Origin of the sequence: Neobittarella massiliensis (ex Bilen et al. 2018), assembly GCF_014269355.1 — a bacterium.
Taxonomy (GTDB): domain Bacteria; phylum Bacillota; class Clostridia; order Oscillospirales; family Ruminococcaceae; genus Neobittarella; species Neobittarella massiliensis.
Map to the genome: position 1 here is coordinate 572,143 of NZ_JACOGI010000002.1, position 17,470 is coordinate 589,612.

Sequence of the window (17,470 nt, forward strand, 5' to 3'; positions counted from 1 at the left end):
CGGGGCGTTTTAGCGACAATAGAGGAGAATCATTCTGCGGTCGGCGAGGTTGGCACAGCTTTTTTGTACGGGGCTTTGCCCCGCGCGGATCGTTTTAAAAAAGGCGGGCAGCAGATGATCGTCTGTTGTGCGCTCTGCCCCGGATCTGCGATTTTGCGCTGACTATCATGAAAGAGGACCGGACGATTCGTCCGGTCCTCTTTTGGTAGCTGTAAGGTGATTTTAGCCCTGCATCTGGCGGGCAATGTTGGCGGCCATGGTGGCAAAATCGTAGCTGCCTACCGCACTGACGAGCTGAATATCTGCCGGTGAGAGCGCTTCGGGGTCGAGCGCCCCGACCAGAGCCCCTGCCATAGCGCCCATCATATCGGTATCGTTGCCCAGGTTGACGGCCATTGTCAGCGCTGCGGCGCTGCCACCGGTGGCGGCCAGGCAGCCAAATACGGCGGGGACCGACTCGTTGGCAGCAGAGCTGTTGCCCACACAGGCCTCGATCTCGGCTATGGCGCGATCGAAGTCGTTTTGATATTTGAGCCCGATCTCGATGGCCAGTTCGATGCGGCGGCTGACCAGGGGACAGGCGGCGGGCTGAGCGCGGTAGCTGTCGGCGATATCGTAGCCGCGGCGGGCGCCGTGTACGGCAGCAGCCAGCACCGAGTGACAGGTGGCGCTTTCGCGCAGCGCCTCGCTGATAGCAGCGGCCATAGCGCCAGCACCAGAGAGCGAGACCATGTTGTTGTAGATGTTTTTATACACCATGATCGCTTTCTGGCAGGCTGTCTCGCAGTCGCCGGGGTAAAATACCGCCACAGCTGCGGTGCGGGCCGCCGCCTCGTTTGAGATCTTGTGGTGGTCGAAAGTGAGAAACGGGTAGCGGTAGCCGGTATCGATGCCGGCCAGCGCGCAGTACGACTCGCGGGTCACATAGCCGGCGCTGTCTAAATGGTCGGGATCGGCCCCCCAGGTAAGCAGCTCCTCGGCTGCGGCGTGTTCGCCGTGTATCTCGCCGTCGGCCACAAAGCGGCCCAACAGCTGCCAGGAGAAGGTAAAGGCGTCACCGGGTTGCCCGGCGGCAAAGCGGCCCTTACACTTGGTGGAGACCGGCGGCTTTTGCAGGGTGGTGAGGTAGCCGCCGTGGGCGGCGCGGATCATGTCTGTGGTCCAGGTGGCGGTGGCGGCGCCCATGGCTTCTCCCACCGCGGCACCGGAGATACAGCCGTACAGTTTGCGTTCTATCATGCCGGTATCCCCCTTTTATCGATGATCGCGTCCAGCTGGTCGGCCATGCCCAGGATGTCGAAGTGACGGGTGAGGTCGCGGTCGCTGAAATTCATGTGTTCGATGAGCTGTCGGTCGGCGTCGGAGAAGGAACCGGGCCCTTCGTAGGCGCCGTAGATGGTCCCGCCGATAGAGGCCATCGAGTCGGTGTCGCCGCCGGCATTTACCCCCAGTACCACCATATCGAAGGCGCTCTTGGCGGCGATAAACAGCCCGAATAGAGCGGCAACCGACTCGGTGCAGACCAGTGAAGTACCCACCAGCGAGGCCAGCTCCCACAGCAGGCGTTCGGTGTCGTGACAGTAGCGCAAGCCCAGCTCAACGGCCATTTCGATGCGGCGGTCCATCTTGGCGCCGGAGACCTGGTAGGCGGTATCCCGCACCCGCCGGCAGGACTCTTTGACCCCGTAGAGGGCCGCCTGTATGATCTTGTCTTTACTGGTGTTTTCGGTCATGGCCTCAGATACGGCACAGGAGACAGCGGCCGCCGCCGAGATGGCCACATCGGTGGGATGGGTGGGCATACACATGGCGATGGTCTCGGTGATGGCGCGATCGTAGTCGCCGGGGTTCATAAAGCCCATAGGTGCCGCCTTCATGGCTGTGCCGTTGGTGATGAGGTGGTTGCGGGTCTTTAAGTGGGCGTATTTGTCTACCGGGATCTCGCCTTTTAGGCGCAGGATCTCGACTTTGGTGTTGGGACCGGAGTGGTCGAGGAAATACTGGTCGAGCATCGACCAGTCGATGAGCACCTGCTCAAAAGTTTTTTGATCGACCCGGCCCTGCTCTTTGATATAGGCTAGACCGATCAGATAGACCAGGCTGAAGTCATCGGTCACCATGCCCCGGCGGTTGTTGTGGGCAAAACAGTCGCACACCGGGTCGACCAGACTGGTCACGAAACCGCCGTGACGCTGTACGATGGCTTGGGTCGTCTTGGTCTCGGTGACGGCACCCATCGCGTCGCCGATGGCCGCGCCCAGCAGAGCACCCAAGATTTTGTCTCTTCTCGTCAAAAAATCCATCTCCCATCTTGAAAATTTTATAAATATATTCTATCATTTTCGCAGAGGACCCACAATATAAAAGCGGTCTATGCGGATCAATTTCGCCTTTTGCGACAACAGAGACCGGTCGTTTTGGTGTGAAACGCGGCAGTGGCAGGCCCCGCGGCACAAGTTGGCAGGCCCGCTTGGCGGGTGCCCCCTGGCGGGGCGCCAGAGAGGAGATGGCTCTATGTGCAGCCACTCGGTGATGTTTGTGGAGGACCAGAAAAAACCGGACCTATACCGGTTTAGAGATCTGACGCTCTGCCGCGCGGCAGGGCAGTTATTGGCGTTCGCCTGCGACTCGACCGGGGCAGTAGGAGCGCTGCCGGAGGACGATTTTGCCACCGATGCGCGGCGGGCCGGCGTGTTTTTAGTAAAGGTGGCGCTGATGGAGGTGATCGCCAGCGGTGCGGTGCCGGTGGCGGTATATGCCGATTTTTGCTATGCGCCTTCGCCCCACACCGAGCGGGTGTTGGCTGGGGTGCTGGATGAGGTGCGCTCGGTGGGGGGCGGCGGGGAGATCGTGCGCCCGGGTTACGGCACATACGGTGCGCCGCTGTGCACCGCCACCGGGGTGGTAGTCGTGGGGCAAGCCCCGCCGGCGGGGCTGCAAATTGCCTGCTCGCAGCCGGGCGATCTGGTGTGTACCGTGGGCCGCCCCATGGATAAGCGCAGCCACATAGGGCAGCTGACCTGTGCGGCGGTAAAAGCGCTGCGGGACTGTGCCGCCGTGCACGAGATACTCCCCTGCGGCTCGAAGGGCTTTCGCTACGAGGCAAATACGCTGGCCGATACCAGCGGCCTCGATTTCTGTGAGTCAGAGACATACCCGATCAAAGAGCAGGCCCAGATCAGCTGCGGCGCCTGTGCCTGCGCAGTGTTTACCGTGGCGCCAGAGGACCTGCCGCAGGTACGGGCGCTGGGCATCCCGTATTTTATCTGCCCAATTGGCCGGCTGACCGGCACGCGCCGACAGGAGGCGCTGGCCCCGCCGGCGCGCTGGGCTCCGCTGCGGCTGACAGCGGACGGCAGCTTGCACTTTTGCACCGGCCAGCGGATACGGACTGCTGGTGCGATGAGCTATGCGGTGGGACGACGGCCCCGGGACGAGTGGATCTGTGCGCCGGAGCAGCGGGCGGTAGAGTTGCTCAAACAGCTGGCGGCCAGCTTGCCGGCAGTTCCCTTTTTGCTGATCGACGACCTCAACTTGCCCATGCGGCCGGACGGAGAGCGGGTGATGGCGGCTCTGCGACAACAGCTGACCAGCTGCGGCATCGACCCCGAGACGGGTTTTACCGGCAGTACCGAGGACAATCACCCCGGCCCGCAGACCGGTATGGCCCTGCGGCTATTTGGCTGGCGGGAATGAGTGGCGGTGACGCTTATCAAACGGCCCGACTCATCCGGTTCATCTGGCTCGTCCGGCCCACCCGACTCTGCGCCGCGCTGCGGTGTAAAAACGCGGTTGGGGACCCAGAAGAAAATGGCTCTTAGCGGGAGGACTCTACATGGACAAAAAGGCGATCTGATCTGCAGATAGCAGGAGACATTATCAGGTCGCAAAATATAAAAAATAGCGGATATTGTATATATTTATGAGACAAATTGTGCGTTGTGTTGCCGGCGACTTGTTGGCGGTGCACAAAGATCGGCATAAAAAAAGCCCGCAGTACGGTACACAACCGTTCGGGCAAAGATATTTTTGGTATACTGAGACTGGTGATATCGCACAGTTACCGGCCGCAGAAATTTTCGTACACGGCGTCGCGCAGTGCGTCTAAAAACTGGTTGGGGGAGAGCTGGCAGCGATTAAACAGCTCCACTACCCGCTCGGCGCTGGTGGGGTCGGCAAAAAACAGCGGTGACTCCTGCCCGGTGGTACAGCGGATACCGTATACAACGTTTCCCGGACGGGTGACCATCTCATAACTTTTTTGACTACAGATCATTTTTCGTATCTCCTTTTTGGCTGGCTGTTTATCTAATATGGACATTTTAGCAGCCTGGAAATACCTGTCAATATGTGGGGAGGATTTATGCAAAAAATAAAAGAAAATTGCCCGTGTGCGGATGATTTTGACCACACAGCGCCGCTGGATATATCGCAAAAACTGCAATTTTTGAAACACAGAGAAGGGCTGACAGTACAGAAGATCGCCGATTACTCCGGTGTGCCGGTGGGGACGATCAACAAGCTGCTGCGGGGCGACACCAAAGACCCTACCCTCTCCACCATCGAAAAGCTGGCCCGCACCTTTGATGTGCCGATCCGCTATTTTTCAGACACCTATCGCGCCGATGGGCTCCAGTACGATATTGGGCTGTTTGCGGCGGAGGAGCAGCTGATCAGCATCAGCCACCAGGAATACGCGCTGCTGCAGCAGTTTCGAGCGGCCACAGCGCACCAGCGGCAGATCCTCTGCCGCATGGCTGAGCTGTTTTTGCAGGTGGGGGAAGAGCTGGATCGGGGCGTGGTGACGCTGCCCTATTATGTGACGGTAGCTGCGCAAGACGACAGGCACCAGACAGGACTGCAGCTGGACCAGCTCAAGATCCGGCACATCCAGGTAGAGGCCAGCGATATTGCCCGGCAGGCGGATTTTGTGGTTCGCATGTACGGCAGCGCTATGGAACCGGTGTGGTACGACGGCTATCTGTTGGCCGTACAGGCCGGGCAGGTCTCATCGGGAGAGGTGGGGGTATTCAATTTGAACGGTCGGGGCTATATTCGCCGGTTGCACAGAGACCGGCACGGGTTGCGGCTGGCCACCGTGAACCGGCACGCACAGAACGTGTGCATACTGCCACAGGATAAGCTGCGCCATCTGGGGCGGGTACTGGGACCGGTGGTGCCGGCTGATCAGCTGGTGCGGTGAACGTGGGGGCCGGGCATTACCGCCGCGACAGGCGTGCGGACCGACGATAGTATGTGCCCCGATACACAGAATGTGAGAGCAGCCGCGGGGCGGCTCTTTTTTTATTGTTGGGGGGCAGGCAGTGGGCGGTAAGGCCTTATAATTCGACGGGTTACGGTATAGGGCCGTGCTAGACTAGACGGTATCGACTTTTGGTGCCTGGCGGACAGCGGGCGTGACACGGCTTTTGCCGCACGCCAGCGGTGTGCGCGCACTGCGCAGAGGAGCAGGAGACAGATGGATATGACGGGAGCGGGGGACCGGGCGCTGCTGGATGTACTGTGCCAGACGGCAGACGCAGTGTGGGAGATAGACCTGCCACGACAGACCGTACAGGTGTGGCAGGAGCTCGACGAGCGGCAGAAACCCTGTGTGCAGCTGCCGCTGGAACAGGCGCTGCAGAGGGCCGAGAGCCGGGTGAGCCCTGTAGACCGGCCGCGGTGGCGTGCGGTGTGGACACAGATACGAGATCGGGAAGACCCGGCCACTGGCGGTGGGGCAGAACTGCACTTTTTGCGCGGTACGGCGCAGTGCGGCGGCACAGTGCAGTGGCGGCGGTGCGCCGAGGGACATGTGTGGCTGACGGCGCGCTGCCGCGCCCCCGAGGCCGACAGCCGGCTAGAAGATGAGTGGCTGTGCCACCACTTTGGCGCGATGCCCCTGCCTGCCGGGGTAGTGAAGGTGCTTTTTGACCGGGAGGGGCAGCCGGCAGACCTGCTGTTTTGCCGGGTGAACCTAGCCCTGTGTCAGCTGCTGGGACAAAAGGAGACCCGGCAGCTGGAACATCGGCCGCTGTTGGAGGTACTGCCGGAGGCCGATCTGCTCTGGCTGCGGATGTGCCACCGGGCCAACACGACGAAGCGGCCCCAGCACAGTGTGCGCTACAGCCAGCTTTTGCACCGCTACCTGGAGATATGGACCTACCCGCTGGACGGGGAGCGCTGTGGCTGCGTGCTGCAGGATGTGACCCGCGAGGTGGAGCAGGAGGGCCAGCTGAAAGAGAGCTGGCAGCGGCAGGTGCTGCTGCTCAAAAACACCACCGATGCGGTATTCCAATACGACTTGGCCCGGCGGACGCTGTTCATGAGCGAAGGCGCTGCCCAATGGTGCCGGCCCCTGCCTACAGTGCCCGATATGCCTTGGGGCCTACTGGAGCGGGGCATGATCCAGCAGGCAGGGGCCGAGGCGCTGCGGCAGGTGATCGGTCACCTGGAGGCCGGTGGGGAGAGTGCCGGGTGTGATATTTTGGCCCGGCTGGCACCGGATGAGACATTTGGCTGGTACAATGTTACTTTTTGGCGCTACCGGGACCGGAATTCCGGTAGCTGGCAGGTGATGGGCTCTTTTAAGAATATACACCAGGAGGTGCTGCGGCGGGAGCAGCTAGAGCGCGCCGCGGCACAGGACCCGCTGACCGGCGTGTACAATGTGGCTACCGGGCGCCGGTTGGTAAAGCAGCAGTTGAAACAGCACCCAGGCGGCAATGGGCATTACAATGCCCTGTTTATCATCGATCTGGACGACTTTAAGGGCATCAACGACAGCTGTGGACACCACACCGGAGATGCGGTGCTGCAGGAATTTGTGTGCGCGCTACAGCGGGCGTTTCGCAGCGGCGATATCGTGTACCGGCTGGGAGGCGACGAGTTTGCCGCCTTTATCGGCGATCTGCAGCGCCCCTACCGGGTGGTGGACCGTGTCAGCAGGCGCCTGCTGAACGACCTGAGCCGAGAGGACCGCTGCGGTGTTCCGGTGCGCGCCAGTATCGGTGTGTTTATCGGCGGTGGGCCGCTGACTTATGAACAGTATTACAAAAATGCCGATCGGGCGCTGTACGCCGCCAAGGAGCGGGGGAAGAACCGGGTCGTGGTGGTGGAGGACAATCTGTTTTGAGAGACCGGACTCCAGCCCTGGCTCCCCAGCTCTCAGCCCAATACTGACTCGACATGAAAATAGAGAGCTATGAGCAGATACATAGAGGTACAGGCCAGAGGCCCGGTACACGCGATCGCATGTGCCGGGCCTCTGGCCTGTTATATGGAATAAAAATAAATAGGAGGCAATTTTTTATTGCGGTGTGGGCGAGAACACGGGCTTTGCTGATTTGAAGACAGAGCGGTGGCAGCGAGCATCTGCCCGCATAAAAGCAGAGGTTGTATAGCGGCAGCTCTCTACTTGCTGCGCTGCAGGGTCTCGACGAGCAGGTCGACATATTTTTCGCGGTCGGCGCTCAAGGCCACATAGCAGTTGGGGGGCAGCGCGTCGAGCCGGCCGTTAAAGATGTCAAAAATAGTCTGCCCGTAGGCCGCCCCGCCACCGCAGTCGATCTCGCAGTGGGCGTGGACTACGTTCTGCAGCACGGTGGGATCGAGCAGGGCCATGACGCACAGCGGGTCGTGCAGGGGGGTGGCCAGCTCGTCGGTATCCACCATTTTTTGCCAGGTGGAGTAGCCCTTGATGCGCTGCTCGATCAAGCTGGCGCACACGTCGGAGGCCGGAGTGCCGATGGCGCGGATGCGGGCGGCATCATCGGCCAGCAGATAGGCTTTGTGAGTGGCGTCGAGCGGGACGAAGGTGATCTTTTTAAAACCGGCCGACAGCACCACTTGGGCGGCGTCGGGATCGAGCCAGACGTTCATCTCGCCCACGGCGCTCTTGTTGCCGATCTTGTAGCCGCCGCCCATGTACATGATCTCGTGTACCTTGTTTACGATCTTGGGCTGGATGGCCACCGCGTGGGCGATGTTGGTCAGCGGCCCCAGGGGCACCAGCGTGATCGAGTCGTCTTCGGCCTCCATCAGCGTTTTGACCAGCCAGGAGACAGCGTCCATCTCCTGCTCTTTGATGGTGGCCGGCGGGCACTGGTCGATAAAGTCGCCGTGGACACCGGCGTTGTTGGCCGGTCCGGAGCCGTCGCGCCGGGGATAGCCGGGCCGGCGTCCCAGCATGATGGAGATGTAGGTGTTGGCACAGCCGCGGTATACCGGCGTAGTGCCCCCCATCAGCTCGGAGATGCGCAGCGTGTTCTCGGTGGTGTAGTCGACACAGCGGTTGCCGTTGACGGTAGTGAGACCCAGCACCTCGAACTCGGGCCGCAGCAGAGCGCAGATAATGGCGACCGAATCGTCAGATCCGGTATCCACGTCTAAAATGAGCTTTCTCTTTTCCACAGGGGTGACCTCCTCTAGATCGTATCGTGTGCAGCTTTCTGTTTTCAGTATAGCTGGGTATCGGCGCGGAACAAGGACAACGGTCCCACAGGAAAAAGTTGAGAGGAAAGCACAAAAGTAAGCGGATATTTTTGGCAGAGTTTATGGACTGCCTGCTTGCCGGCCCGACCGATCGCCCATACTCAGCACAGATACAAACAGCCCGGACCGAAATGAGGGGGATATAGATGAACAGCTACTGGCAGTACGAGAGCCACCAATTGGGAGATGTAGATACCGGGGCCCGCAGAGGGCCGGTGCAGCGGGAACTGGCGGCCCAGTATATCGTGGTGGGCGGCGGTGTAGCCGGGCTCACGGCGGCGCTGCTCCTGGCACAGAAAGGCAAACAGGTGCTGGTGCTGGAGACCGGCGCGGTGGGCAGCGGGGCCACCGGCCACAATACCGGCAAGGTGACGGCCCTGCACGGCGGTGACCTGCTCACGGTGTCGAGGGGCGGCCGTGCCCGCGCCCGCGCTTTTTACAGTCAGCTGCAGGCGGCCAAAGAGTGGATCGCCGCCACTGCCGTGCAACTGGAGCCGGGCCTTTATCACCGGATGAGCGATTACCTGTACACCCAACAGCCGGGCCAGGTGGGACGGCTGCGGCAGCTGGCGGCACTCATCGGGGCGCTGGGCGGCGACTGCCAGCTCACCTCGGCGGTACCGGCACCGCTGCCGGTGGCTGCGGCGGTGGTACTGCCCGGCCAGGGGCAGATAAACCCCCGCCGCTATTGCCAACTGCTGGCGAAAGAGATCACCGGCCTGGGTGGCCAGGTCTATGAGGGGTGCCGGGCTATAGGGCTGCAGCGGGCCGGAGCGCAGGTCCTTTTGCAGGTCGAGGGGGGCGGCACCGCCCGCGGCGAGCGGGTACTGGTGTGTACCCACTACCCGTTTTGGGAGGGGGATAAAGCGCAGTTTATGCGCTTATACCCCTACCGCTCCTACGCGGTTGCGGGCCACTGCCCGCTGGAGTTTAGCGGCAGCTATATACGGCTGGAAGGGCCGACACGCTCCTTGGTAAAGGTGCCGGGGACCGATATCCTGGTGCTGGCCGGCCAGAGCCACCGCACCGGGCAACAGGGGCCGGGTTACGGCGCCCTGCAGCGCTGGGGCAAAGAGCAGTTTCGCATGAGAGACGTCTTTTGGCAGTGGACGGCACAGGACTATGATACCGCCGACAAAATGCCTTATGTGGGCCGGCTGGATGGGGCTGACGGCCGGGTGCTGGCCGCTTTTGGCTTTAGCAAATGGGGCATGACCGGCGCCACGGCTGCTGCCCACCTGTTGGCCGAAGACTGTTTACAGGGCGGTGGACAGTACGGGCCGCTGGCGCTGGCGCGCCCAGCTTGGCGGCAGCAGGGCTTTTGGCGGGAGAACGCCGCCACCGGTGCAGCGGCCGTCAAGAGCCTTTTTTTCGATGGCGAGCGCCCGGGACGGCGGGGAAGAAGTGACGCTGCAGCCGGGGCTGCCCGCAAGGTGCGGGTGGTAAAGCTGGCGGGCAAGACCTACGGGCTGTACCGTGATGCCGGCGGCAGCTGGCAGGGGGTGCGCCTGAAGTGTACCCACATGGGCTGTAAACTGCGCTTTGACCCGGCCGAGCAAACCTGGGAGTGCCCCTGCCACGGCTCGCGCTTTACGCTGGATGGGCAGGTGCTGCAGGGGGTGGCCAAGCGGCCACTGGAGCCCATAGACCCGCATATTTTAAAGCTGTACAGCGAAAAAGCGCGCCTTTTGTAGGGGGAAGTATTGACAAGGCCCCCGTCCTCTATCATAATAAAAAGACAGCGAGGCGGCGGGCCCGAGAGGCCCAGCCGCTATCCGTGTTTGGGCGGGTATGTACCGGCAAAGGCGGAGCAGAAAATAGGAGGAACACACATGGCAAAAGAGCTGGACAAAAAATACGACCCCAGTCAAGTCGAGGACCGCATCTACGACTTTTGGCTGTCTGGCGGGTATTTCCACGCCGAGATCGACCCCGATAAAAAACCGTATACCATCGTTATTCCGCCGCCGAACATCACCGGCCAGCTGCACATGGGCCACGCCTTAGATGAGACGCTGCAGGATATCCTCATCCGCTACAAGCGCATGCAGGGGTACAGCGCCCTGTGGATCCCCGGCACCGACCACGCCTCTATCGCCACCGAGGCCAAGATCGTGGCGGCGATGAAAGAGGAGGGGCTGTCTAAGGCCGACCTGGGCCGCGACGGCTTTTTAGAGCGCGCCTGGCAGTGGAAAGAGCAGTACGGCGGCCGCATCGTCGAGCAGCTCAAAAAATTGGGCTCCTCCTGCGACTGGGACCGCGAGCGCTTCACCTTGGATGAGGGGTGCTCGCAGGCGGTAAACGAGGTGTTTTGTCGGCTGTACGAAAAGGGGCTCATCTACCGGGGCGAGCGCATCGTCAACTGGTGCCCCAACTGCCAGACCTCCATCTCTGACGCCGAGGTGGAGTACGAGGAACAGGACGGCCACTTCTGGCACATCCGCTACCCCTACGCCGACGGCAGCGGCGAGATGATCATCGCCACCACCCGCCCCGAGACCATGCTGGGCGACACAGCGCTGGCGGTACACCCCGACGACGAGCGCTATGCCGATATGGTGGGCAAAAAGGTGATACTGCCGCTGGTGGAGAAAGAGATCCCGGTGGTGGCCGACAGCTATGTGGACATGGAGTTCGGTACCGGCGTAGTGAAGATCACCCCCGCCCACGACCCCAACGACTTTGAGGTGGGGGCCCGCCACGACCTGCCCATCATCAACGTGATGAACGCCGACGGCACCATCAACGAGCTGGGCGGCAAGTATGCCGGCATGGATCGGTATGTGGCACGAAAAGCCATTGTGGCCGACCTGGAGGCCGGCGGCTATCTGGTGAAGATCGAGGATCACAAGCACAACGTGGGCGCCTGCTACCGCTGCGGCACCACTGTGGAGCCCATGACCTCGAAGCAGTGGTTCGTGAAGATGGAGCCGCTGGCAAAGCCCGCCATCGAGGCGGTGCGGTCGGGCGAGACCAAGTTCGTGCCCGCCCGCTTCGACAAGATCTACTACAACTGGATGGAGAACATCAAAGACTGGTGCATCTCCCGCCAGCTGTGGTGGGGACACCGCATCCCCGCCTATTACTGCGACGACTGCGGCGAGACGGTCGTCGCCAAAGAGGCCCCGGATCGCTGCCCCAAATGCGGCGGCAAACTGCGCCAGGACGAGGACACGCTGGACACCTGGTTCTCCTCGGCACTGTGGCCGTTTTCCACCCTGGGCTGGCCGGAAAAAACCGCTGATCTCGACTATTTCTTCCCCACCGATACGCTGGTCACCGGCTACGATATCATCTTCTTCTGGGTGGCGCGGATGATCTTCTCCTCCATCGAGCAGATGGGCGAGGTGCCGTTTAAGACGGTGTTCATCCACGGCCTGGTGCGCGATGCCCAGGGGCGCAAAATGTCTAAATCACTGGGTAACGGCATCGACCCGCTGGAGATCATCGACCAGTACGGCGCCGACGCGCTGCGACTGACGCTGGCCACCGGCAACAGCCCCGGCAACGACATGCGCTTTTCCGACGACAAGGTAAAGGCCAGCCGCAACTTTGCCAACAAGGTGTGGAACGCCGCCCGCTTTATTCTCATGAATATGGACGGCACTGCCGACGAGTTGGGCCTGCCCGATACGCTGGAGATCGAGGACAAGTGGCTGCTGTCTAAATTTAACGATGTGGCAGCGCAGGTGACGGCCAACTTGGATAAGTACGAGCTGGGCATGGCAGTGACCAAGGTGCACGATTTCGTGTGGGACATCCTGTGCGACTGGTATATCGAGATCGTCAAGCTGCGGCTGGCCACTCCGGGCCAGACCAAGACCAATGCGCTGAAGGTGCTGTGTTACGTGTTCTCGGGAGCGCTGAAGCTGCTGCACCCGTTTATGCCTTACATCACCGAGGAGATCTACCAGGCACTGCCCCACGAGGGCCAGGCACTGGTAGTGGCCCAGTGGCCGAAATACGACGAGGCGCTGCACTTTGCTAAGGAGGAGGCCGCTTTTGAGAAGATCATGGGGGCTATCCGCGCCATCCGCAACCGGCGCAGCGAGCTGGGCGTACCGCCTTCCAAAAAGGCCAAGGTGTACATCGAGACCGCCGAGGTAGAGGTCTTTAAGAGCGGCGAGGAATTCTTTGGCCGCCTGGCCTCGGCCAGCGAGGTAGAGGTGGCGAGCAGCCTGCCGCTGGAGGGCATGGTGATGGCCATCACCGATGCGGCCAAGATCGGCATCCCCATGGACGAGCTGGTGGATAAAGAGAAGGAGCGCGCCCGGCTGGAAAAAGAAAAAGCCGGCTGTGAGCGCGAGATACAGATCGTCAGCGGCAAACTGCAAAACGAGAGCTTTGTGGCCAAGGCGCCGGAAAAGGTGGTAAACGCCGAGCGCGAAAAGCTGGCCCGCGCCCAGGAGAAACTCGCCAAGATCGAGGAGAGCCTGGCCGCTCTGGTACAGTAGTGGGATCGAGGGGCGGAGAGCAGTTCTCCGCCCCTCTCTGTATAGAAGAGGGAGGGAATGGCCGTGAAAAAGTGGCAGGGTTTCTTTTTCGCCACCTGGTTTATGATGTTGGGGGCGCTGCTTGGCTTTTTGCTGGCGCCGGTAAAGAAAGGTGTTGTGATCGGCAGCTATAACGACTGCCAAAAGTTGCCGGCGGACGACGGCGCGGCGGAGGAGCTGTGTTAGACTGGCGCCAGGCAGAGGCGTATGTGCAGGGGCGCGACCGCTTTGTCAAAAAGCCGGGCCTTGCTCGCATGCGCCAGCTGATGCACCGCCTGGGAGACCCGCAGGACAGACTGCGCTGCATACACATCGCCGGCACCAACGGCAAGGGTTCCACCACCGTGATGACTGCCGGTATCTTACGGGCGGCGGGCTACCGGGTGGGGATGAACATCTCCCCCTATGTGCTGGAGTTCAGGGAGCGCTTTCAGGTAAATGGGCAGATGATCCCCCGCCAGGAGCTGGCACAGCTGGTGACCGAGATCAAGCGGGTGTGCGACGAGATGGAGGCCGCCGGCGACTACGTGACCGCCTTCGAGATCACCACCGCCGTCGCCTTTTGCTGGTTTGCCCGGCAGGACCTGGACTTCGTCTGTTTGGAGGTGGGGCTGGGCGGCCGCTTTGACGCCACCAACGTCATTAAAGAGCCGCTGTGCTGCGCCATCACCTCCATCAGTCTGGATCACACCAAAATATTGGGGGACACGGTGGAGCAGATCGCCGCCGAGAAGTGCGGCATCTTAAAGCTGGGCCGCCCGGTGGTGTGTTACCCCGACCAGCCGGTGGGGGCGCTGCAAGTCATCTGCGCGCAGGCGGCGGCACAGGACTGCCCGCTGGTACTGCCGGACATGGCGGATATCCAGGTGCACAAGAGCGATCTGCTGGGCAACGACATAGCTTACCGCGGCCAGCAGCTGCGTATCCCATTTGGCGGGGCGCACCAGATAAAAAACGCGGCGGTGGTGCTGGCTGTTATCGAGCAGCTGCGGCAGCAGGGCTTTGAGATACCGCCGACGGCTGTGCAGCAGGGGCTGGCGGCGGCCAGGTTTCCCGCCCGGCTGGAGGTACTGGGCCAAAAGCCGCTGGTGGTGCTCGACGGGGCGCACAACCTCTCGGGCGCACAGGCGCTGTGCCGGGCGGTAGAAGCGGCGCAGCTGCCGCCCGGTGGGCGGCGCATTGCCGTAATGGGCATGTTAAACGACAAAGATGCCGCCGGTATCGCCGCTCTGGCCGGCCCACTGTTTGACGAGATCCTGCTGGTGGACATCCACAACAGCCGTGCGGTGAATAGCGAGCAGCTGGCCGCCATCTTTGCCGGCCACTGCCGCCAGGTGAGCAGCTGGCACCAACTGGACAGAGCCGTGCAGGCCGCCTTTGAGCGATCCGGTGCAGACGACCTGCTGGTGTTCTGCGGGTCTTTGTATCTGGCCTCGGAGGTGCGGAGCCTGCTGGTGGCCCGGCAGAAAAAATAGCGAGAGCGCCGGTATTCGGCAAAATATTTTAAAGCGACCCTCTACTATAGTCGGTAGAGGGTCGCTTCTTTTTTTGTTTGGCAAAAATAGGACAGGCAGTGCTGGCTGCCAGGCCCGGATGACAGAAAGGAACGGAGAGCGCATATGCATGTACACATAGAGGGCGACGAGGTGCTCACCTGCTATCTGCAGGGTGAGATCGACCACCACAGCGCCGCCTATTTTCGGGATACTATCGACCGCCAGATCGAGCGCAAGCAGCCCAAAGTGGTGATACTGGATTTTTCTGACGTGGGGTTTATGGACTCGTCGGGCGTGGGGCTGTGTATGGGCCGCTACCGGCTGCTCGCGCAGACCGGGGCCGAGCTGCGGGTACAGGGGGCCAGCGGCAACATTCGGCGGGTATTTCTGCTGTCGGGCCTTAACAAGCTGATGAGCATCGATTAGGAGGATTTGATGAAAGCGATCAACGAGATGAAGCTGACCTTTGAGAGCCGGTCGGCCAACGAGGGGTTTGCCCGGGTGGCGGTCTCGGCCTTTGTGGCCCAGCTGGACCCCACCGTGGAGGAGATAAGCGACATAAAGACCGCCGTCAGCGAGGCGGTGACCAACAGCATCGTGCACGGGTACAAAGACCAGATCGGCAGAGTGTACATATCGGCCCGCATCTATGCCGACAGTGTCGTGCGCCTGACTATTCGCGACACTGGCTGCGGCATCGAGGATGTGCAGAAGGCGGTGGAGCCACTCTACACCACCTGCGAGACGGGAGAGCGCGCCGGTATGGGCTTTGCGGTGATGGAGGCGTTTACCGACAAGATGAGAGTGAGAAGTACGCCCGGAAAGGGGACGACGGTCTATCTTGAAAAGAGGATCCGTTCAAAGGGATGACTTTATTGCGCAGAATATGGGACTGGTGCACGCCTGCGCCGGCCGGTTCCGCGGCCGCGGCGTGGAGTACGACGACCTGTTTCAGGCCGGGTGCATGGGGCTGGTAAAGGCCTGTGACGGCTTTGACCCCGACCGGGGTTTTAAATTCTCCACCTATGCCGTGCCGGTGATATTGGGGGAGATCAAGCGGCTGTTTCGCGACGGCGGCGCGGTAAAGGTGAGCCGTTCGCTGAAAGAGACCTCGATGAAGGTGGCCCGCGAGCGGGAAAAGCTGGCCCACCAAAAGGGGTGCGAACCCACCGTGACCGAACTGGCCCAGGCACTGGAGCTGGACGAGGAAAAGGTGGTGGAGGCCATCGGCGTATACAATCCCACGATATCGCTGACGGCCACCGACGAGAGCGGCCAGGTCATCGACATCCCCGTACACTCGATAGAAGAAGAGGTGGGGGATCTCATCTCGCTCAAAGAGGTGGTGGACAAGCTGGAGCCGGTGGAGCGGCAGATCATCGTGTTGCGCTACTTCCAGGAAAAGACGCAGGCCGATGTGGGCAGTACGCTGGGCATGACCCAGGTGCAGGTATCGCGGCGGGAAAAGAAGATCCTCACCCGCATGAAAGATCTCCTGTCCAGGTGATATCCTCAAAAAGACAGCAAAAAGCGCTCTGTGCCGTGTATAGGCACAGAGCGCTTGATCACTATATCTCCAGCTGGCGCAGCTGCTGCAGGTCGTAGGGGGTCTGCTGGTACACAAAGTAGTTGAGCCAGTTGGTGTAGAGCAGGCTGCCAGCTGCACGCCACACAAAGGGGATCTCCCCCTCGGGGTCGTCGCTGTCAAAGTAGTTTTGCGGCAGCGCGATCGCAAGCCCCTGCTCCCGGTCGCGAAAGTACTCGCCGGCCAAAGTGGTGCGGTCGTATTCCGAGTGGCCGGTGACGAAGAACTGGCGCCCGTTTTTGCTGGCCACGATGTGCACCCCGGCCTCGGGCGACCAGGTCAGCAGTTCCAGCCCCGGCTCAGCGTCGATATCTTCCCGCAAAATGGTGGTGTGGCGGGAATGGGGGGCATAAAAGTACTCGTCAAAGCCGGTGAGCAGCGGGTGGCTGGGGGCGAGCACCTTGTGTCGAAATACGCCGAACATCTTTTGCGGCAGCGGTACCTTGCCGATACCGTAGTGGTAGTACAGACCAGCTTGTGCCCCCCAACAGATGTGGAAGGTGGAGTACACGTGGGATTTTGACCACTCCATGATCTCGCAGAGCTCTGGCCAGTAATTTACCTCCTCAAACTCCATCTGCTCCACCGGCGCGCCGGTGATGATCATGCCGTCAAAGCGCTGGTCTTTGATGTCGTCGAAGGTCTTATAGAATTTGAGCAGGTGGTCGCCGGGCGTATTCTTAGAAGTATAGGTGGCGGTTTGCACCAACTCCACGTCTACCTGAATGGGGGAGTTAGAGAGCACCCGCAGCAGTTGAGTTTCGGTCTCGATCTTTTTTGGCATCAGGTTGAGGATGGCGATCTTAAGGGGACGTATATCCTGCGAACAGGCTCGCTCCTGCGACATGATGAAAATGTTTTCGGAGATGAGCGTCTGTACTGCCGGCAGTGAAGCGGGTATATTGATGGGCACGAGATCACTTCTTTCTATATATAAGGAACTCAAGGGGCCATACGCGGCTCCGTATGGGAGCAAGTATAGCAAAAAACAAAACCACTGGCAATAGAAGCGCAATACAGTTATCCATATAGTAGAGAAATGGGCCCCAAATGGGGCATGTAACGGGGCTTGATTTTACTTTGCGTATAAGCGGTCAAAAAAGTTTGCTCTCTTGCAAAAAAGATGTAAAAAAGGCGTTGACAGGCGTTGAGGGGTGTGGTAATATAAACAAGCTGTCAGCGACAGGGGGCCGAGAAAACGGCCTAACAGTCGGGTTTGTCGGCGGGGGCGAAAAGCTCCGGCGAAAAACATCTCAAAAAGGTGTTGACAAAACGGCAGTCGCATGATAGAATAAGGAACAGCGCTAAACGAGGCGCTGGACCACACGGACCTTGAAAATTGAACAATACTAAAGCTTGAACGGAACCCAAGATTCTAGATTTCTAGATAAAGAAATCATTCA

Annotated in this window: 15 protein-coding genes; 10 read left to right on the forward strand and 5 right to left on the reverse strand. The window is 60.6% G+C overall.

Features of this window, described 5'->3' with window-relative positions; genetic code table 11:
* Positions 1-222 precede the first annotated feature (222 nt).
* Together H8K20_RS11760 and H8K20_RS11765 are read right to left on the reverse strand one after the other, a co-directional pair.
* Positions 223-1,239: an ADP-ribosylglycohydrolase family protein gene (locus tag H8K20_RS11760; RefSeq protein WP_186488516.1), complete on the reverse strand. Its 1,017-nt coding sequence runs from the start codon at positions 1,237-1,239 to the stop codon at positions 223-225.
* Positions 1,236-2,294, reverse strand: coding sequence for an ADP-ribosylglycohydrolase family protein (locus H8K20_RS11765; protein WP_186488517.1), 1,059 nt, complete (start codon positions 2,292-2,294; stop codon positions 1,236-1,238). Before H8K20_RS11765 ends, H8K20_RS11760 begins: the two co-directional genes overlap by 4 nt.
* Before the next feature lie 220 nt (positions 2,295-2,514).
* On the opposite strand from H8K20_RS11765, the gene H8K20_RS11770 reads away from it, so the two are divergent.
* Positions 2,515-3,696: a hypothetical protein gene (locus H8K20_RS11770; protein WP_186488518.1), complete on the forward strand. Its 1,182-nt coding sequence runs from the start codon at positions 2,515-2,517 to the stop codon at positions 3,694-3,696.
* A 364-nt stretch (positions 3,697-4,060) separates the two neighbouring features.
* On the opposite strand, the gene H8K20_RS11775 is transcribed toward H8K20_RS11770, so the two are convergent.
* Entirely contained in the window at positions 4,061-4,276 is a 216-nt protein-coding gene (locus tag H8K20_RS11775; RefSeq protein ID WP_105205227.1) for a hypothetical protein, read from the reverse strand.
* Between the two features lie 87 nt (positions 4,277-4,363).
* Here H8K20_RS11775 and H8K20_RS11780 point away from each other — a divergent pair, with 87 nt between their 5' ends.
* Together H8K20_RS11780 and H8K20_RS11785 are read left to right on the forward strand one after the other, a co-directional pair.
* Entirely contained in the window at positions 4,364-5,203 is an 840-nt protein-coding gene (locus H8K20_RS11780; RefSeq protein WP_164998229.1) for an XRE family transcriptional regulator, read from the forward strand.
* A 276-nt stretch (positions 5,204-5,479) separates the two neighbouring features.
* Positions 5,480-7,135 carry a GGDEF domain-containing protein gene (locus H8K20_RS11785; protein ID WP_186488519.1) on the forward strand — a complete coding sequence of 552 codons (1,656 nt, stop codon included), beginning with the start codon at positions 5,480-5,482 and terminating at the stop codon, positions 7,133-7,135.
* 278 nt (positions 7,136-7,413) lie between these two features.
* On the opposite strand, the gene H8K20_RS11790 is transcribed toward H8K20_RS11785, so the two are convergent.
* Entirely contained in the window at positions 7,414-8,412 is a 999-nt protein-coding gene (locus H8K20_RS11790; RefSeq protein ID WP_186488520.1) for a nucleoside hydrolase, read from the reverse strand.
* A gap of 227 nt (positions 8,413-8,639) precedes the next feature.
* Between H8K20_RS11790 and H8K20_RS11795 the strand changes: the two genes are divergently transcribed.
* The 7 genes from H8K20_RS11795 (at position 8,640) to H8K20_RS11825 (ending at position 15,989) form a co-directional block, all read left to right on the forward strand.
* A complete protein-coding gene (locus tag H8K20_RS11795) occupies positions 8,640-10,187 on the forward strand; it encodes an FAD-dependent oxidoreductase (protein WP_186488521.1) in 1,548 nt (515 codons plus the stop codon).
* A gap of 138 nt (positions 10,188-10,325) precedes the next feature.
* The gene (locus H8K20_RS11800; protein ID WP_186488522.1) at positions 10,326-12,947 is read left to right on the forward strand and encodes a valine--tRNA ligase; all 2,622 of its coding nucleotides are present in this window, start codon (positions 10,326-10,328) and stop codon (positions 12,945-12,947) included.
* A 63-nt stretch (positions 12,948-13,010) separates the two neighbouring features.
* Complete coding sequence (locus H8K20_RS11805; protein ID WP_164998228.1) at positions 13,011-13,172, forward strand: hypothetical protein; 162 nt, start codon at positions 13,011-13,013, stop codon at positions 13,170-13,172.
* Complete coding sequence (locus H8K20_RS11810; protein WP_186488523.1) at positions 13,166-14,461, forward strand: glutamate ligase domain-containing protein; 1,296 nt, start codon at positions 13,166-13,168, stop codon at positions 14,459-14,461. The genes H8K20_RS11805 and H8K20_RS11810 overlap by 7 nt, the downstream gene beginning before the upstream one ends.
* A 144-nt stretch (positions 14,462-14,605) precedes the next feature.
* Positions 14,606-14,908 (forward strand): STAS domain-containing protein, encoded by a 303-nt coding sequence (locus tag H8K20_RS11815; protein WP_186488524.1) that lies wholly within the window; start codon positions 14,606-14,608, stop codon positions 14,906-14,908.
* Positions 14,909-14,917: 9 nt separating this feature from the next.
* On the forward strand, positions 14,918-15,352 hold the full coding sequence (gene spoIIAB / locus H8K20_RS11820) for an anti-sigma F factor (RefSeq protein ID WP_105205219.1): 435 nt from the start codon (positions 14,918-14,920) through the stop codon (positions 15,350-15,352).
* Positions 15,324-15,989 (forward strand): sigma-70 family RNA polymerase sigma factor, encoded by a 666-nt coding sequence (locus H8K20_RS11825; protein ID WP_154867774.1) that lies wholly within the window; start codon positions 15,324-15,326, stop codon positions 15,987-15,989. Before spoIIAB ends, H8K20_RS11825 begins: the two co-directional genes overlap by 29 nt.
* Positions 15,990-16,050: 61 nt before the next feature.
* On the opposite strand, the gene metA is transcribed toward H8K20_RS11825, so the two are convergent.
* Positions 16,051-16,980, reverse strand: a complete 930-nt coding sequence (metA, locus tag H8K20_RS11830) for a homoserine O-acetyltransferase MetA (RefSeq protein WP_186488525.1) — start codon at positions 16,978-16,980, stop codon at positions 16,051-16,053.
* Positions 16,981-17,470 lie beyond the last annotated feature (490 nt).